This is a genomic window from Pseudomonas sp. NPDC087598, assembly GCF_044743525.1.
In the GTDB taxonomy this organism is placed as follows: Bacteria; Pseudomonadota; Gammaproteobacteria; order Pseudomonadales; family Pseudomonadaceae; genus Aquipseudomonas.
Window position 1 is genome coordinate 208,781 of sequence record NZ_JBIUWQ010000001.1, and the last position, 16,192, is coordinate 224,972.

14 protein-coding genes are annotated in these 16,192 nt (G+C 59.3%); 5 read left to right on the forward strand and 9 right to left on the reverse strand.

The window, feature by feature from the left end:
- Positions 1-15: 15 nt before the first annotated feature.
- The 3 genes from ACIOWE_RS00890 to ACIOWE_RS00900 all read right to left on the reverse strand — a co-directional run bounded on the left by ACIOWE_RS00890 (position 16) and on the right by ACIOWE_RS00900 (position 3,731).
- On the reverse strand, positions 16-2,265 hold the full coding sequence (locus ACIOWE_RS00890) for a molybdopterin cofactor-binding domain-containing protein (RefSeq protein WP_401386132.1): 2,250 nt from the start codon (positions 2,263-2,265) through the stop codon (positions 16-18).
- The gene (locus ACIOWE_RS00895) at positions 2,265-2,720 is read right to left on the reverse strand and encodes a (2Fe-2S)-binding protein (RefSeq protein ID WP_401386135.1); all 456 of its coding nucleotides are present in this window, start codon (positions 2,718-2,720) and stop codon (positions 2,265-2,267) included. The genes ACIOWE_RS00890 and ACIOWE_RS00895 overlap by 1 nt, the downstream gene beginning before the upstream one ends.
- Positions 2,721-2,798: 78 nt before the next feature.
- Positions 2,799-3,731 (reverse strand): AraC family transcriptional regulator N-terminal domain-containing protein, encoded by a 933-nt coding sequence (locus ACIOWE_RS00900; RefSeq protein WP_401386138.1) that lies wholly within the window; start codon positions 3,729-3,731, stop codon positions 2,799-2,801.
- Between the two features lie 231 nt (positions 3,732-3,962).
- Between ACIOWE_RS00900 and ACIOWE_RS00905 the strand changes: the two genes are divergently transcribed.
- Entirely contained in the window at positions 3,963-5,171 is a 1,209-nt protein-coding gene (locus ACIOWE_RS00905) for an MFS transporter (RefSeq protein ID WP_401386473.1), read from the forward strand.
- A gap of 199 nt (positions 5,172-5,370) precedes the next feature.
- Here ACIOWE_RS00905 and ACIOWE_RS00910 read toward each other — a convergent pair whose 3' ends face one another.
- The 3 genes from ACIOWE_RS00910 to ACIOWE_RS00920 form a co-directional block, all read right to left on the reverse strand.
- Entirely contained in the window at positions 5,371-6,369 is a 999-nt protein-coding gene (locus ACIOWE_RS00910) for an NADP-dependent oxidoreductase (protein WP_401386476.1), read from the reverse strand.
- 184 nt (positions 6,370-6,553) lie between these two features.
- A complete protein-coding gene (locus tag ACIOWE_RS00915; protein ID WP_401386141.1) occupies positions 6,554-7,342 on the reverse strand; it encodes an SDR family NAD(P)-dependent oxidoreductase in 789 nt (262 codons plus the stop codon).
- Between the two features lie 39 nt (positions 7,343-7,381).
- Positions 7,382-8,482, reverse strand: a complete 1,101-nt coding sequence (locus ACIOWE_RS00920; protein WP_401386144.1) for an alkene reductase — start codon at positions 8,480-8,482, stop codon at positions 7,382-7,384.
- Positions 8,483-8,631: 149 nt separating this feature from the next.
- On the opposite strand from ACIOWE_RS00920, the gene ACIOWE_RS00925 reads away from it, so the two are divergent.
- Entirely contained in the window at positions 8,632-9,219 is a 588-nt protein-coding gene (locus tag ACIOWE_RS00925; protein WP_401386147.1) for a TetR/AcrR family transcriptional regulator, read from the forward strand.
- Positions 9,220-10,122: 903 nt separating this feature from the next.
- On the opposite strand, the gene ACIOWE_RS00930 is transcribed toward ACIOWE_RS00925, so the two are convergent.
- Positions 10,123-10,698: an HD domain-containing protein gene (locus ACIOWE_RS00930; RefSeq protein ID WP_401386149.1), complete on the reverse strand. Its 576-nt coding sequence runs from the start codon at positions 10,696-10,698 to the stop codon at positions 10,123-10,125.
- Positions 10,699-10,805: 107 nt separating this feature from the next.
- Positions 10,806-11,363 (reverse strand): transcriptional regulator, encoded by a 558-nt coding sequence (locus ACIOWE_RS00935; RefSeq protein WP_401386152.1) that lies wholly within the window; start codon positions 11,361-11,363, stop codon positions 10,806-10,808.
- A 187-nt stretch (positions 11,364-11,550) separates the two neighbouring features.
- Between ACIOWE_RS00935 and ACIOWE_RS00940 the strand changes: the two genes are divergently transcribed.
- The 3 genes from ACIOWE_RS00940 (at position 11,551) to ACIOWE_RS00950 (ending at position 14,706) form a co-directional block, all read left to right on the forward strand.
- A complete protein-coding gene (locus tag ACIOWE_RS00940) occupies positions 11,551-13,410 on the forward strand; it encodes an ABC transporter ATP-binding protein (protein ID WP_401386155.1) in 1,860 nt (619 codons plus the stop codon).
- A gap of 102 nt (positions 13,411-13,512) precedes the next feature.
- Complete coding sequence (locus tag ACIOWE_RS00945; RefSeq protein ID WP_401386158.1) at positions 13,513-14,004, forward strand: AAA family ATPase; 492 nt, start codon at positions 13,513-13,515, stop codon at positions 14,002-14,004.
- A 132-nt stretch (positions 14,005-14,136) separates the two neighbouring features.
- Positions 14,137-14,706, forward strand: coding sequence for a DJ-1/PfpI family protein (locus ACIOWE_RS00950; RefSeq protein ID WP_401386161.1), 570 nt, complete (start codon positions 14,137-14,139; stop codon positions 14,704-14,706).
- A gap of 276 nt (positions 14,707-14,982) precedes the next feature.
- Here ACIOWE_RS00950 and ACIOWE_RS00955 read toward each other — a convergent pair whose 3' ends face one another.
- A complete protein-coding gene (locus tag ACIOWE_RS00955; RefSeq protein WP_401386164.1) occupies positions 14,983-16,113 on the reverse strand; it encodes an aminotransferase class V-fold PLP-dependent enzyme in 1,131 nt (376 codons plus the stop codon).
- Positions 16,114-16,192 lie beyond the last annotated feature (79 nt).

The following is a 16,192-nucleotide window of genomic DNA, read 5'->3' on the forward strand; positions in this document are numbered from 1 at the left end:
ACGCTCCGGCGCTGATCAAGTGAAGGTGTGTCGGCTCATGGGCAGGCTGCGCACCCGCTGACCGGTCAGCGTTGCCACCGCGTTAGCGACGGCGGGCGCGACGGCAGGCAACGGCGGTTCACCGATGCCGCCCATTTTTTCCCCGCTCTCAACCACACGCACATGTACCCGGGCCATCCGCGCAGGCGGCAGGATCGGGTACAAGTCGTAGTTGCGCGCCCGGGGTTTGCCATCCAGCCACACGGCTTCTTCCACCAGCGTTTGCGACAATCCCAGCGCCACAGCGCCATTCACTTGAGCCTCGACAATCGCCGGGTTGACGATGCTGCCTGGGTCAATCGCCTGCCAGATGTCATGCACCTTGACCTGGCCGTTCTCGATGGAGACCTCGGCGATCACCGCCGTCTCCGTACCAAACGGCGAAGCCATGGCTACACCGCGCGCACGTCGGCTGCCGTCTTCGGCGGTAAATGGGCCACGTTTCCAGCCACCCGACAGTTCACCCACTGCTTGCAGCAAGGTGGTCAGTCGTTTGTTGTCGCGCAGCAAATGCAGGCGCAGGTCGAACGGGTCCTTGCCGCCCTTGTCGGCCAGTTCATCGAGGAACGACTCATAGAAGAAGTCGTTGAGCGAATTGCCCACCGAACGCCAGTAACCGAGCATTGCCGGGCCTTTGACGTAGATCTGCGCGATGCGCTTGTTGGGGATCGCGTAGGACTTGCCCGACAAGCCTTCAAGCGCCGTCGGATCAAGCTTTTCACCCTGTTTGCCGGCGAGGGCTTCGGTCGGGCCTTCGGTGGCACTGATCGCTTCGATTGCCAGCGGCCAGCCGTCGCTGTCCAGCGCGGCGCGGAAATTCACCGCGGCAACCGGGCGCAGCACGTCACGCAGGAACTCTTCTTCGCGACTCCAGATCAGTTTGACCGGGCGGCCAACCGCTTTCGCCAGCGCGATTGCCTGAGGGTAGGGATTGGCCGAGTCGTAGAGGAAATGTCGGCCGAAGAACCCGCCCAGCAGCGGCGAATGCAAGGTGATGCGCGACGGATCCAGCCCCGTGCGTTTGGCGATATCGGCACGGAACATGTCCGGCGCCTGATTCGGCAGCCAGACTTCCAGCGAACCGTCCGGGTTGAATCGGGCCAGCGCTGAAGGCGGCTCCAGTTGGCCGTGGTTCAGGTATTGGTTGTGGTAAGTGGCGTCGATCCGGGTCTTGGTCGCCTGGAGAATCCCGGCCACGTCGCCTTCATGTTCATCATCTTTGGCGGGGCCTTTGTCTTCAGCGAGGCGCTTGAACCAGGCATCGCTGGAAAAGTCGGCGGGCATCGGCCGCACTTTGCTGTCGGCCGTTGGTTCTTGCCAGTCAACCTGAATCGCCTCGACGGCACTTTTGGCTTGCCACCAGCGCTCGGCGACCACTGCCACAGCACCGGGCAGACGATGCACGGAATGCACGCCTTTCATCGCCTTGACCTGCTCTTCGTTGCGCAGGTTGCCGACCGTCATCCCCAGGCGCGGGGCATGTTGAACGGCGGCATGCAGCATGTCGTCGACCTTCAGATCGATGCTGTACAGCGCCTTGCCGGTGGATTTGTCGTAGGCATCGAGGCGCTTCACCGGTTTGCCGATCCAGCGGAACTGGCTCGGATCACGCAGTTGCACGGAAGCCAGATCGGGAACCGGCAGATCCATCGCGCGCTCGGCCAGCTCACCGTAGGCCAGCGAGCGGCCCGACTTGGCGTGTACGACTTTGCCAGGCTCGGTCGTCAACTCACTCACCGGCACGCCAAGTTGCTGCGCACCCGCCTGCAACAACATGGCGCGGGCGAGGGCGCCGAGGCGGCGCATCACCGGGTAGCTCATGCGCACCGACATGCTGCCGCCGGTGATGCGCATGCCGTTTTCCATGACCACGTAAGCCTCGCCGGGCGGTGCCGCTTCGACCAGGAAGGTCGCCGGGTCGGCATCCAGTTCTTCACCGACGATCTGCGCCATCGCGGTGAACGTGCCTTGCCCGCCCTCCATGAACGGGCAGAGCAGACGCACGCGGTTGTCCGGGCGGATTTCGAGAAACGCCGGCACCTGCGTGCCGCGTTCGGCCGTCGCAGAAGCGGCAGCTTGCACGCGCGTCACACCCAGCGGCAGACCAAAGCCGAGGACCAGCGCGCCGACGGCGGTACCGGTCAGGAAACGTCTGCGCGAAACATTGATCGGTTCGTGCAGATCCAGTGCTGAGGCTTGCAGTGACGGGTCGATTCGAACGTTCATCAGGCTTCTCCCTTGCCGGCCAGCTCATGCACGGCGGCATGAATGGCGTTGTAAGTACCGCAGCGGCACAGATTGACCATCGCCGCCTCGATCTGCGCATCACTTGGCTTGGGGTTCTTTTTGAGCAACGCAGTGGCGGCCATCACTTGCCCCGACTGGCAGTAGCCGCACTGGGCGACCTGCAGATCGACCCAGGTCGAGACCACCCGTTTGCCCACTTCATCGCTTTCGATGGCCTCAATGGTGGTGACTTCGCGGCCGACCACACCGGCCACCGGCGTGACGCACGAGCGCACCACATTGCCGTCCACCAGCACCGAGCAGGCGCCGCATTGCGCCAGTCCGCAGCCGTACTTGGTGCCGGTCATGCCCAGGTCATCGCGGATCACCCAGAGCAAGGGCGTATCGGCGTCGGCATCGACCTGATAGGTCTTCTGGTTGATTCGTAGTTCCATGGTTCACCCGCTTGATCATCGGTTGACGTGCATTGTTATGAGCGATGACACGCGGCGAGGCGCATCACCGGTTTTCGTTCAGTTCGCGACGGTGCCGAGCGCTTCTGCTTCAAATGGCTGGCCGCGCAACAGGGCGATGTCACGACTCGGCGCGGTGCCGAACAGCCGGCCATATTCGCGGCTGAACTGCGAAGGACTTTCATAGCCAACCGCAAACGCTGCGCGCGAAACGTCGAGGCGCTCGACCAGCATCAGTCGGCGGGCCTCGTTCAGCCGCAGCCATTTCTGGTATTGCAGCGGGCTCATGCCGGTGAGCTGGCGGAAATGATGGTGAAAGGTCGGCGCACTCATCTGCACCCGCGCGGCCAGATCGTCGATGCGCAGGGCGTCGGTATAGTTGACCTTGAGCCAGTCAATCGCCTTGGCGATGCGATAACCCTGACCATCGACGGCAGTGATCTGCCGCAGCCGTGCGCCTTGGTCGGTGTGCAGCAGCCGATAGTGGATCTCTCGCAGAATCAGCGGCGCCACGACCGGGATCGCCTCGGGTTCATCGAGCAACGCCAGCAGGCGATCCAGCGCGTCCTCCAACGCAGACGACAGGCTGCCAATCGCGGCGCCCGTGCCCGTCGATGGCTGGCGCTTGGCCGGCAAGCCGCTCTTGGTGATGACCTCGGCGAGCATGCTGACATCCAGTTTCAGCACGAGGCCGACACAGGGCTGGGCGGGACTGGCGAGCATCACTTCGGAGTTGGCGGGCAGGTCCAGCGACGTCACCAGAAACCGTGAAGGGTTGTAGCTGTAGCCCTCACCACCGACCCACAGGCGCTTTTCACCGCGACCGACGAGAATCAGGCTGGGTTCGATCATGCACACCACGGGCGGCGCCGGCTGGTCGCGACGAAACAGCGACAGCCCCGGTATGGCCGTGGCGAAGTCGCCCGGTGCGCTCACGCGCGGGTCGATGTTCAACGCCAAAGGCGATGCCTGGGGCGGGGGGCTTGGGATCATGTCGGGTCACTCCTGTTGACCGAACTCTAGTCCGCGCACGAGACGTTTCCTATCCATCACCCTGCATCGCCAGAGGATCAGGCAAGCATTCAAGAGGAATGCGCTAGGGAAGTACCGAATTGACCGGGAGAATGTGTCTATCTGTTACAGGGGCAGTGCCCGCAAGGGCGACAAACTGCTTTGCCTCTGCGCATCACACCCCCACGTTTTTTCGCACCACAGGTAGTTTCCATGACCTTTCCTTCTACAGATCCTTCTAAAAGAACAGGCGGCTGGAGCGCCGTGCTGGCCATGTCGTTGGCCGCATTCGCCCTGGTCGCTTCAGAGTTCATGCCCGTCAGCCTGCTGACGCCGATCGCCGCAGACCTGCACATCACCGAAGGCCAGGCCGGGCAGGGCATTTCCGTGTCCGGTGCCTTTGCACTGATTACCAGCCTGCTGATTGCCTCGGTCGCCGCTCGCATCGAACGCAAGAAACTTCTGCTGGGGCTGACCTTGCTGATGATCGTCTCCGGAACGGTCGTCGCGCTCGCCCCGGGTTACCCCTCATTCATGTTTGGGCGTGCTCTGATCGGGATTGCGATCGGCGGTTTCTGGTCACTCTCGGCGGCGACCGCCATGCGGCTGGTGCAGCCTGATCAGGTGTCCCGGGCGCTGGCCATCGTCAATGGCGGTAACGCGCTGGCGACGGTCATCGCCGCTCCGGCGGGCAGCTTTCTTGGTTCGCTGATCGGCTGGCGCGGGGCATTCTTCTGTGTGGTTCCGGTCGCAGTGCTGGCCGCCGTGTGGCTGCTAATCAGCCTGCCGTCCTTCAAGGCCGAGCGCCAGGCCGGTAGTGGCAACGTTCTGCAGCTGATGAAGCAACTGCCAGTGGCCTTGGGCATGGTCGCCGTCAGCGTATTTTTCATGGGCCAGTTCATGCTGTTCACCTATCTGCGGCCATTTCTTGAGGGTGTGACTGGCGTCAGTGTCTCAACCTTGTCTTTCATGCTGCTGGGGTTGGGGTTGGCGGGTTTTATCGGCACCTTTTTGATCGAAAGATTTATTGGCCGCGGCCTCTACCGCACATTGACCGTCATCCCGTTGATCATGGCGGTTATCGCGCTGGCATTAGTCAGCTTCGGCAAATCCCCGGTGCTGACCGCCGTGTTGCTCGGACTTTGGGGACTGGTCGCCACGGCCGCGCCGGTCGGCTGGTGGACATGGCTGGCGCAAACGCTTCCCGATGATGCGGAAGCCGGAGGCGGATTGCTCGTAGCGATTGTCCAGCTGGCAATCGCCGGCGGCGCAATCATTGGCGGTCTGGCTTTTGATCTGAGCGGCTACAAAGCCACATTCGAGCTTAGCGCCGTTGTCCTGATCGTCGCGTCTGTACTTGCCTGGCTGGCGGGGCGTAATGCCACGGAAGTTCATCTTGTCGAGTCGAACGCGACAGCCTGACGAGATCACGTGCAACCCGTTTCGCCCTATGGCTCAAGCATCAGACCGCGCCAAACGATGACGGGCGGTTCAACCCGCGCAACATCCGGTTGAAGCGTTTGCTGTTCCTGCGCCTCTGGCGAAATCACTTCGGATGATGACCGCTCAAGCGGTAAAAGCGGTGCAACTTCAACGGTCGGTTCATGAGTCGGCGGCGTGGTCATTTCAGCGAAACAACGACCTTGCCCTTGGCGCGTCCCTGCTCGACGTATTTCAATGCCTCTGCCGTTGATTCAAAGGTGAAGGAACGATCAACCACAGGTTTGATGACTTCGTCCTCAACCAGTGCGGTGATGTGTTGCAGTTGAGCGCCATTGGCCCGCATGAATACGAACGCATAGCTGACGCCTTGCTTGCGCGCTTTGCGACGAATGCCAAGGCTCAGCAGGCGCATGACTTGCTGCAAGGGCCAAGACAATCTTTGTTCCTGCGCGAACTGTGCAGTGGGTGGCCCTGAGATGGAAATGAGTTGGCCACCGGGTTTCAGGACCGCGAGTGACTTCTCCAGCACGTCGGCGCCGAGGCTGTTCAGCACCACGTCGTAGTCATGCAGGACACTTTCAAAGTTCTGCTGCGTGTAGTCGATCACCAGATCGGCCCCCAGTGCCTTGACCCATTCGACATTGGCGGTGCTGGTGGTTGTGGCGACAAACGCGCCGAGGTGTTTGGCAAGCTGAATGGCAATGGTGCCGACGCCGCCGGAACCCGCGTGAATCAGCACTTTCTGGCCCTTTTGCAGGCGAACGGTTTCAACCAGTACTTGCCAGGCGGTCAGTGCAACCAAGGGGAGGGACGCGGCTTGGGCCATGTTGGTATTGGCAGGTTTCACGGCGACCGCGTTTTCATTCACGGCGATCAATTGGGCGAACGTCCCGATCCGCGATTCCGGCGGGCGAGCGTATACCTCGTCTCCCGGTTTGAAGCGTGTCACCTTCGAGCCGACTTCAGCCACGACACCCGCCAGGTCATTGCCCAGTATCAACGGAAATGAGTAGGGCAGGATCAGCTTGAAGTCGCCTTTGCGGATTTTCGAATCGAGCACGTTGACACTGCTCGCATGGACCTCGATCAAGACATCGTGGGCACCGACTGCGGGGGCGGGCGCGTCGCCAATGCGCCCGGGGTTCTTGCCATAGCGATCAATCAGAAATGCTTTCATCGTGGTGCGGCTCTTGCTGGTTGTACGGAGGGTAGTCGGTGGGTTGCGGTGTTGCTGCTCCGCGTAGTCAGGCATCAAGGAACGCCTGTGCGTTGGAGTTATTGTTACTCCGGACAGCGGGCCGGACTCGGTGCAACGACTTGCGCCTGCATCGAATCCGCCGCAAATGTTCACTACCTGAAGATCACTCTGGAGTCTGGTAACGCTGAGCAACCGCGGACTGACGGATTTGCCCGATCAGGCCCAGACGTGCGCCCTGCAGGGCATCCCAGCGTTCGGCTTCGTGCAGCGGCGGGATGGTCACCGGTTCACGACGATCAAAACCGACCAGTGCGGCATCCACCAGATCACCCACTTCCATGATTTCGCTCAGGGTGTTGATGTCGACGCCGGAGCGATCCCAGATTTCCGTGCGGGTGGCGGCGGGCAGCACGGCTTGCACGTATACGCCAAGGGGCGACAATTCCAGGCTCAGGCCCTGGGACAGAAACAGCACAAAGGCCTTGGTCGCACCGTAGACGGTCATGCCGAATTCCGGCGCGAGGCCCACCACCGAACCGATGTTGATGATTGCGCCGTCGCCTGCCTTGGCCAGGCGTGGGGCTATGGCGCTGGCGAGCCGCACCAGCGCCGTGGTGTTGAGGGCGACCAGTTGCGCAACGCTGTCGGTGCTTTGGTTGATGAAGTTACCGGACAGCGCTGCGCCGGCATTATTGACGAGGATGCCGATACGGGCGTCGTCGCGCAGGCGGCTTTCAACAATGGTCAGATCGCTGAGTTGGGTCAGGTCTGCCGGGATGACATCGACGGCGATGTCGTGCTCGCTACGCAAACGCGCTGCAAGTGCGTCCAGGCGCGCCTGATCGCGGGCGACCAGTACTAGATCGTGGCCGCGTTTCGCTAAGCGTTCGGCGTAGACGGCGCCAATGCCGGTGGAGGCGCCGGTGATGAGAACAGTAGGGCGAGTGCTCATGGGGTATCTCTCTTTCAGAAGGTGAGAAACAGAAAGCGCTCAGCTCGCGCTGACGCTCGATTCAGCCAGTGTCGGGTAATCGATGTAGCCTGCCGCGCCGCCGCCATAGAGGGTGGCGGGATCGAACGCGGACAGCGGCGCGCCACGCTTGAGGCGCTCCACCAGATCCGGGTTGCCAATGAAGGGGCGACCGAAGGCGATCAGATCGGCCTGGTCTTCGGCGAGCCTCGCAGTCGCCAGGTCCAAGTCATAGCCGTTGTTGGCGATATAGGTGCTTTTGAAACGCTGGCGCAGGGCGGCGAAATCGAAGGGCGTCACGTCACGCGGGCCGCCGGTCGCGCCTTCGACCACGTGCAGATAAACCACACCGAGGGCGTCGAGTTGCTCGGCGACGTAATCGAATTGCGCTTGGGGATCACTGCTGGACACGCCGTTGGCCGGCGACACTGGAGACAGACGCACACCGGTGCGATCGGCACCGATTTCATTGATCACGGCCGCCGTCACTTCGAGCAGCAGGCGCGCACGGTTTTCAATCGAGCCGCCGTAAGCATCGGTACGCAGATTGGCGTTGTCCTTGAGGAATTGATCCAGCAAATAACCGTTTGCACCGTGAATCTCGACGCCATCGAAGCCGGCGGCGACAGCGTTAACCGCGGCCTGGCGGAAGTCGGCGACGATCCCCGGCAGTTCGCTGATGTCCAGCGCGCGGGGTTCGGAGACGTCTTCAAAGCGGTTGTTGACGAACACTTTGGTCGCGGCACGCAGCGCAGAAGGAGCCACCGGTGCGGCGCCGTTTTCTTGCAGGTCAACGTGTGAGACGCGGCCGACATGCCACAGTTGCAGGAAGATTTTTCCGCCCTCGGCGTGGACGGCATCGGTGACTGTGCGCCAACCGTCTATCTGCGCCTGCGTGTAGATCCCGGGGGTGTCCTGATAACCCTGGCCCTGTCGGGAAATTTGCGTGGCCTCACTGATCAGCAAGCCGGCGCTGGCACGTTGGCTGTAATAGGCAGCCGCGAATTCGCTGGGCACAAAGCCCTGGCCTGCGCGGTTGCGTGTCAGCGGTGCGAGAACGACACGGTTCGACAGCACGAGGCTACCAAGGGTGTAAGGGGTAAACAGGTTCTGGTTGGTCATCTGGAGTTTCTTCCGTGCCCGTTGATGGAGATCGATGTTGCGTTCAATTAGGATGATGATCGAAATCTAAACTGTCAACGGTTTTGATTATGACCAGCATCTATGTATGATTGGACGCATGATTTCCCGGTGAACACGAGGTATTGCACGTGAGAGTGACCAAGGCCCAGGCGCAGGCCAATCGAGAGCACATCGTTGAAACGGCCTCAGAGCTGTTCCGTGAGCGCGGTTTTGACGGTGTCGGTGTGGCGGACCTCATGGCGGCTGCCGGTTTCACCCATGGAGGCTTCTACAAGCATTTCGGTTCGAAGGCCGACCTGATGGCCGAAGCTTCGGCCTGCAGTCTCGGCAAATCGTTGACAGGCGCCCAAGCGCTCGATGTTCCCGGTTTCATCAACGTCTATCTGAACAGGGAACATCGCGACGGACGCGGCAGCGGTTGCACCATGGCCGCGCTGTGTGGCGACGCGGCGCGTCAGACGGACGATGTGAAAGCGACGTTTGCCGAAGGCATCGAACAAACTCTGCAGACGCTAGGAGAGAAATACCCGACAGGAACGGATGCCGAGGCGGGTGAGGGCAGAAAGAAAATGATCGACCTGCTGTCGCGGGCCGTTGGCGCGATTATTTTGTCGCGTGCCTGCCCGGATGACTCCGCACTTGCTGATGAAATCCTTGAAGTGTGCCGCGCAGAAATGCTTGCTTCATTGCCGGTCGACGACACGGAGTCGGTGTAGAGAGGGCGCTCATTAAAAGCCTGGTTTCGTTAGAAGTGCGATGTTGGTGGCTCAAATCAGAAAGTCTATTTGAGTTCCGAGTTGTGGGTCACGAGTGACTGCTGTCGGCCAAGAGCGGTCAGTCATGATCGACTGTTATCGACCCTTAGAGGACGTTGTCAGTGCTCTGAGTAACTAGTAAAAAGGTCATCTCCAGTTCCAGGTGCTGAAACGAATTTATGATTACTGGCTATGGTCAACGCGTTTGTAATCGGTGCGGCGAGTCAATTACTGCTTATTGTCCATCAACTGAAACGCTAGCAATCATTGGGATTTTCCACGGAAAAGGTGATCAGGCAGTAGTAGATGAGATAGTCCGCAGAGAAAATATTGATCCGGATGTTGTCTGGGAGTATTTCCACCATCGGATGAATTCTCTGTGCGAGCAAAAGCTTGCCTAGTGCTCATTCTGCGGAGGTCAGTTGAGGACTTGGCGCGCGCGTCAATGCATGCACTGCTTTAGAGACTGGCACTAATACACAGCGATTATCGAGCTGAGCTTTCATGTTCTAAATTGCATTCTGACGATTTCTGACTGATCGCTTCTAGTCGGAAGCAGTCTACTGCCAACGGCTGCTTCTGGCCGATAGCCGCCACTCAACTATTCAACGACATCGGCTTGTCGCGCCCAGGAGGCAAGCCAAACACCTTGCGTATTCCGTTAAGAAATGCCTCATAAGGTCGCCCCAAAAACAACATCATCAAAGCCGCGCCCAGAAGGCGAGCATGCAGGATTTGACCCCACGTCATGCCCCTGGAAACTGACGAGGGCAGCACTGTCCCATGGCAACCTGGACACCTGACGCTGACTGGATCGCTGTGCCCATCCGTTGAACCGCATGCCCAGCAAGGGTTGCTGCTGATTCACTTCGGCTTTGCAAGCATATTTTCTCTGGTGTCCTGGTCGATGATATTGCGCAGCGCCTCGAACAGAGGGGCTGCATCTGTGTATTTTTTGCCATAGGCAAGATTGAATTCGTAATCGAAGTCAGGCGGGTTCTTGCCCTGGTTGTGCTGAAGCATTGTTTCCAGCTTGTCTAGCGCCTTGACGGCTATCGCCTCTGGTGAGGAAGCACTTTCGTAGTCATCCCAAAGTGCCAATATCTCGGTTTTTATCGGTTCATCCAGGGCATTGGTCAAGAGCACGAGATCGCGTCTCTCTTGCTCGCTCTTGTCGGGAAACGAATCTTTATGGACGGCGGGAATGTCGCCGCTGATGGCTTCTCCCAAGTCGTGGATGACACACATCTTGAGCATTTTCAGCTTATCTAGCCCCGTCAGATAATCGTCGAAAACAACGGCCATCAGGCAAAGACGCCAGCTATGCTCTGCCGTGCTTTCGGTGCGCCCGGAAGAGGTGTGTGCGCTTCTGAGTACATCCTTGAGCTTTTCCGTCTCGCGCAGAAACTCGAGGCGCCCTTTGATTTTTTCGATGTCCATGAACACCTCTGACCCATTCGGCGAGCAAAGTGCTGCTCACCTTGTTCAGGCCAGACTAAATCTCAGGATGCTCAGCGTCCACGCATAAAATATGCAGGACGACGCAGTCAGAATGACTCGACCAGGCGTGCTGTTGTTCCGTCCGAAAGAGGGATACGTGTCCAGCGACACAGGCTTTGGCGAATCGGAACGATGGACGAACTATTGTGGCCCGTTAGAAATTCCAGTGCGGGTGGCGCGAAGGCTTCCCGCCAACCCGATTTATCCAGCTCAACTTCCTTGTTAAGGATATTTGGTGTAGCGAAGCGCCATAACGAGCGTCCCAGCAGCTCGCTGACAGGCGTCGTGAACTGGGCTGCTCGCGAAGGCGAGCAGGCAAGCAAACGGTGCGTCAAATCACAGATGAGATGAACGGGACGCGAGCTATCACGCACCATGCGGCCCAGCGCTTGATCCGCCGCTGTAGTCAGGCGAGCGGCCAACAATGTCTCAAGCTTTTTGTGTGCGAGGGGATCCAGCGCCAGTGCGCCACTCTCCCAGCGTGAGATGGTGGATTGGGTGACGCTGAACAACTCCGCTGCACAGGACTGTTTGACCCGGTGCAACAGACGCCATCGTCTTAGCATGACGCCGGGCAAGACTGGGTTTGGCCACATGTCAGACATTTCGGAATATGGGAAAGTGGAAGGGACGGCAAGTCTGATCCATGCGGTACACGTCTGCAAACGGGCTGGATGGATTAAAGCTCGCGGACCCGCAAGCAGCCCCAATTAACACACACTTTTTCACAAAGCCCTCCCAGCCACCATTCAATGGCAGAATCCCCTCAACTTGAAAGTTTTGGAGATCACCATGCTTCGTGCGTTCGAACGAAGACTCGACCCTTTTCCCCCAGACGAGGTACCGCCACCACCCAATGGTCTGGCGCGTTTTCTCTGGGCGTGTACGCGGGGCGCTCGCGGTTACATCCTGGTGCTGGCGCTGCTGAGTGCCGCCGTGTCGATCTACGAGGCCTGGTTGTTTTCCTTCCTCGGGCAAGTGGTGGATCTGCTGTCGACCTGGCAGGCCGGCGGTGAAGCCTCGGCGCAGGAGAGTCGGGTGTTGTGGGGCATGGGCATTGTCATGGTGACCAGTGTCGGGCTGGTCGCACTGCGCACGATGGTTCAGCACCAGATCTTGGCGATCAATTTGCCGTTGCGGCTGCGTTGGGACTTCCATCGGCTGATGTTGCGGCAAAGCCTTTCGTTTTTTTCCGATGAGTTTTCCGGCCGCGTCACAACCAAGGTGATGCAGACGGCGCTCGCGGTGCGCGACGTACTGTTCACCCTTATTGAGATCCTCCCCGGGATTGGCGTGTATTTCATCGCGATCATCGCGTTGGCCGGCGGCTTTGCCTTGAAACTGATGCTGCCGTTCATTGGCTGGGCGGTGCTGTTCGCGCTGGCCATGTGGTACTTCGTGCCTCGTTTGGGGAAAGTCGGACAGGAGCAGGCGAATGCACGGTCGATGATGACCGGGCGTATCTCCGACGCCTACACCAACATCACGACGGTGAAGCTGTTCTCCCATTCCAATCGTGAAGCGCACTTTGCGCGTGCGGCGATGGAGGATTTCAAACTCACCGGTTTTCGCCAGATGCGTCTGGTCAGCCTGTTCGAAATCGTCAATCAGGCATTGGTGGTGGGCTTGATCATGTCGGCGGGTGGTTATGCCCTATGGCTGTGGCATCAGGGCGACGTTGGCGCCGGTGCCGTGGCGGCGATCACCGCCATGGCGCTGCGGATCAATGGCATGTCCAACTGGATCATGTGGCAGATGACTTCGCTGTTCGAGAGCATCGGCACCGTGCAGGACGGCATGGCGACGCTGACTCAGGGCGCCAAGGTGCAAGACGCACCGGATGCCGGCGTGCTGGTGACTTCCGGCGGCGCGGTGACGTTCGACAAGGTGCGCTTCAACTACAACGGCGAGCGCCAAGTGCTCGATGGCCTGAGCCTGAGCATTCGCCCGGGCGAAAAAATCGGTCTGGTCGGCCGCTCTGGCGCCGGCAAATCCACGCTGATCAACTTGCTGCTGCGCTTCTACGACATCGACAGTGGCGAGATTCGTATCGATGGGCAAAACATTGCACACGTAACGCAAGACAGCCTGCGCAGTGCCATCGGCATGGTCACGCAGGATACGTCGCTGCTGCACCGTTCCATTCGCGACAACATCGCTTACGGCCGTCCCGATGCCACCGACGCGCAAGTGCGCAGCGCTGCGGCCAGTGCGCAGGCCGATGAGTTCATCAGCCAACTCAGCGACCGCCAGGGTCACAGCGGTTACGACACGCTGGTGGGCGAGCGTGGCATCAAGCTGTCGGGCGGCCAGCGTCAACGCGTGGCGATTGCCCGGGTGATGCTCAAGAACGCGCCGATCCTGCTGTTGGACGAAGCTACCAGTGCTCTGGACTCGGAAGTCGAAGTGGCGATTCAGGAAAGCCTCGACGAGATGATGCAGGGCAAAACCGTGATCGCAATCGCCCATCGGTTGTCGACGATTGCGGCGATGGATCGATTGATCGTCATGGACGAAGGGCGCATCGTCGAGCAGGGCACTCACGCGCAATTGCTGGAGAGGAACGGCGTTTATGCGCGGTTGTGGCAGCATCAGAGCGGCGGGTTCCTGGGTGAGGACAATGGCGTGGTCGAGGCTATGGATCAGGCGTGAGCGAGCAGGGCGCATGACGAATTCAATCCATGCGCCCGCCATTGGCCGAAATGGCCTGCTGCTGTCAGCCGCTAAACATGTTTAGAGATAAGGAAGGTCTGCATGCCCGAACCAACACTGCACCTGATGTGCGGCAAGATAGCCTCCGGTAAATCAACACTCGCGAAGTCATTGGCAGCCGAGCACCGCGCGATTCTTTTGAGTGAGGATCAGTGGATTTCACGGCTCTACCCCGGCGAAGTTCAAACGGTGCAGGACTATGTGCGCTGCGCAAAACGTATTCGCGATGTGCTGGGGCCTTTGGTTATTGATCTGCTAGGGGCAGGGCTTGATGTGGTATTGGACTTTCCGGCGAATACCGTTGCCGATCGCGCGTGGCTGCGAGGTCTGGCGGACGCGGGTCAATCGTCGCATTGCCTGCATTATCTGGAGGTCGATGACGACACTTGCCGAGCCCGATTGCATGCTCGCAATGAGCGGGGAGAGCATGATTTTGCGGCGACTGATGCGGAGTTTGATTTGATCACTAGCTACTTTCAGGTGCCGGAAGAGGCGGAGGGGGTGGTGATCCTCTTCACCGCACATCACCCGTAAAATCAAGGCCAATCGGTACGAAACCATGGAACATGTGCTGGCATGGCCGACAGACGATAGCGTCGTGATCGGCTGAAACAGACCCAAAAGCTATCGCCATTTGTTATTGGCACTCATGGAGGATTCTGATTGATGGCCCGCGTAGGATTGATACTGACACCCGGTTTTGCGGACTGGGAATATGCGTTCATTGCTGGAACTGCGTCCCCGTTTTACGGGATCGACGTCATGTTTTTCGCTGCTGCTACGGGGCGGTTCTGCTCGCAGGGTGGATTGGCCGTCACGGTAGATAGCAGTCTGCAACAATGTCTGGACTGGAAACCGGACGTTGTTGTGGTCATTGGAGGAATGGTCTGGGAACGTGCAGAAGCACCGGATCTTCGAGAATTTCTTCATGCCTGTCGTTCAAGCGGAGCGACAATTGCCGGTATCTGTGGGGGAACGCTGGCACTGGCGAGGGCCGGGCTTCTTGACACGGTTCCTCATACCTCGAACAGCGCTGACTTCTTACAACAGAATGCCGTGGGCTATGAAGGGCGTACGCTTTATCGAAGCAGTTCAGTAGCAGTGGTTGCAGACCGCATCATCACTGCTCCAGGGCCTGCACCCGTCAGCTTCACCTGCGCAGTGTTCGAAGGTGCCGGGTTATCTTCAGAGGCCATTTCTCAGTTCAGATCAATGTTGGCAGCGGAACATGCTTGATCGCGTCGTCCCTGCACGAGAACACGGTTCAATCCCAGGCAGTTTCACCTGAGATTTAGCCTGGCATTTACGTGTGGGCTAGGTTCTCGAATCTTGAGCGGGAGGCGGCATCGCGGTTTAGCACTGAGTTGGACTCTCGGCTTGTGACTAGAAAGCGGAAATACTAGCCGGCTGCTCCTTGTACGTCTGCTACCGGCCGATTTCTGTCTGTCCCCATTGTCGGTTTTGCCGACATTGGGCCACTGGTGTGATTTCCAGATATTCGCTGGGGCTCAGTTAACCCATCACCTCGTCCAGTGCCTGCTCAAGCGTACTCACCGTGCGCTCGATATTGTGCAGCTTTTCCAGACCGAACAGACCAATGCGAAAGGTCTGGAAGTCGGCCGGCTCATCGCATTGCAACGGCACCCCAGCGGCGATCTGCAGGCCGTGGTTGGCAAATTTCTTGCCGGTTTTGATGTCGGCGTCATCGGTATAACTCACCACCACGCCAGGGGCCTGAAAGCCTGCTGCCGCCACGCTTTTGATGCCTTTGCCGGTCAACATGGCGCGCACGCGATCGCCGAGTTCCTGTTGTTCGTCGCGGACCTTGTCGAAACCGTAGGCCTGCGTCTCTTTCATCACCTCATTGAAGCGTGCGAGGGAATCGCTGGGCATGGTCGCATGGTAGGCATGTCCGCCCTGTTCATATGCCTGCATGATTTGCAGCCACTTTTTCAGGTCGCAGGCGAAGCTGCTGCTTTGTGTTTGTTCGATGCGCTCGAGGGCTAGAGAGCTGAACATCACCAGGGCGCAGCAAGGCGAGGCGCTCCAGCCTTTCTGCGGTGCGCTGATCAGCAGGTCGACGGCGCATTTGTGCATGTCCACCCACAGCGCGCCTGAGGCGATGCAGTCCAGCACGAACAGACCACCCACCGCATGCACCGCGTCGCCGACGGCTCGCAGGTAATTGTCGGGCAGGATAATTCCAGATGAGGTTTCAACGTGGGGGGCGAAGACAATCTGCGGCTTCTGCGCCGCGATGGCTGCCAGCACTTCGTCCAGAGGATGCGGGGCGTAGGCAGCCTGGCGACCCCTTTCGACCGGTCGGGCTTTCAGCACCGTGGTGGCCGCCGGGATTTTGCCCGTCTCAAGGATCTGGCTCCAGCGATAACTGAACCAGCCGTTACGTATGACCAGGCATTGCTGGTCGGTAGCAAACTGCCGCGCCACCGCTTCCATGCCGAATGTACCGCTGCCCGGAACCACCGCAACAGCCTCGGCGTTGTAGACCTGTTTCAGGGTCCTGGAGATGTTTTTCATCACGTCTTGAAATGACTGCGACATGTGGTTGAGCGAGCGGTCGGTGTAGACCACCGAGTACTCGATCAGCCCCTCGGGATCGATACTGGGATAGAGCTTTGACATGAGATAACTCCTTTGGCAGCGATTTCAGTGGTATCGACCCTGCCCCAAGCGTTCAGGAAGGGCAGCAGCCGATCCAATA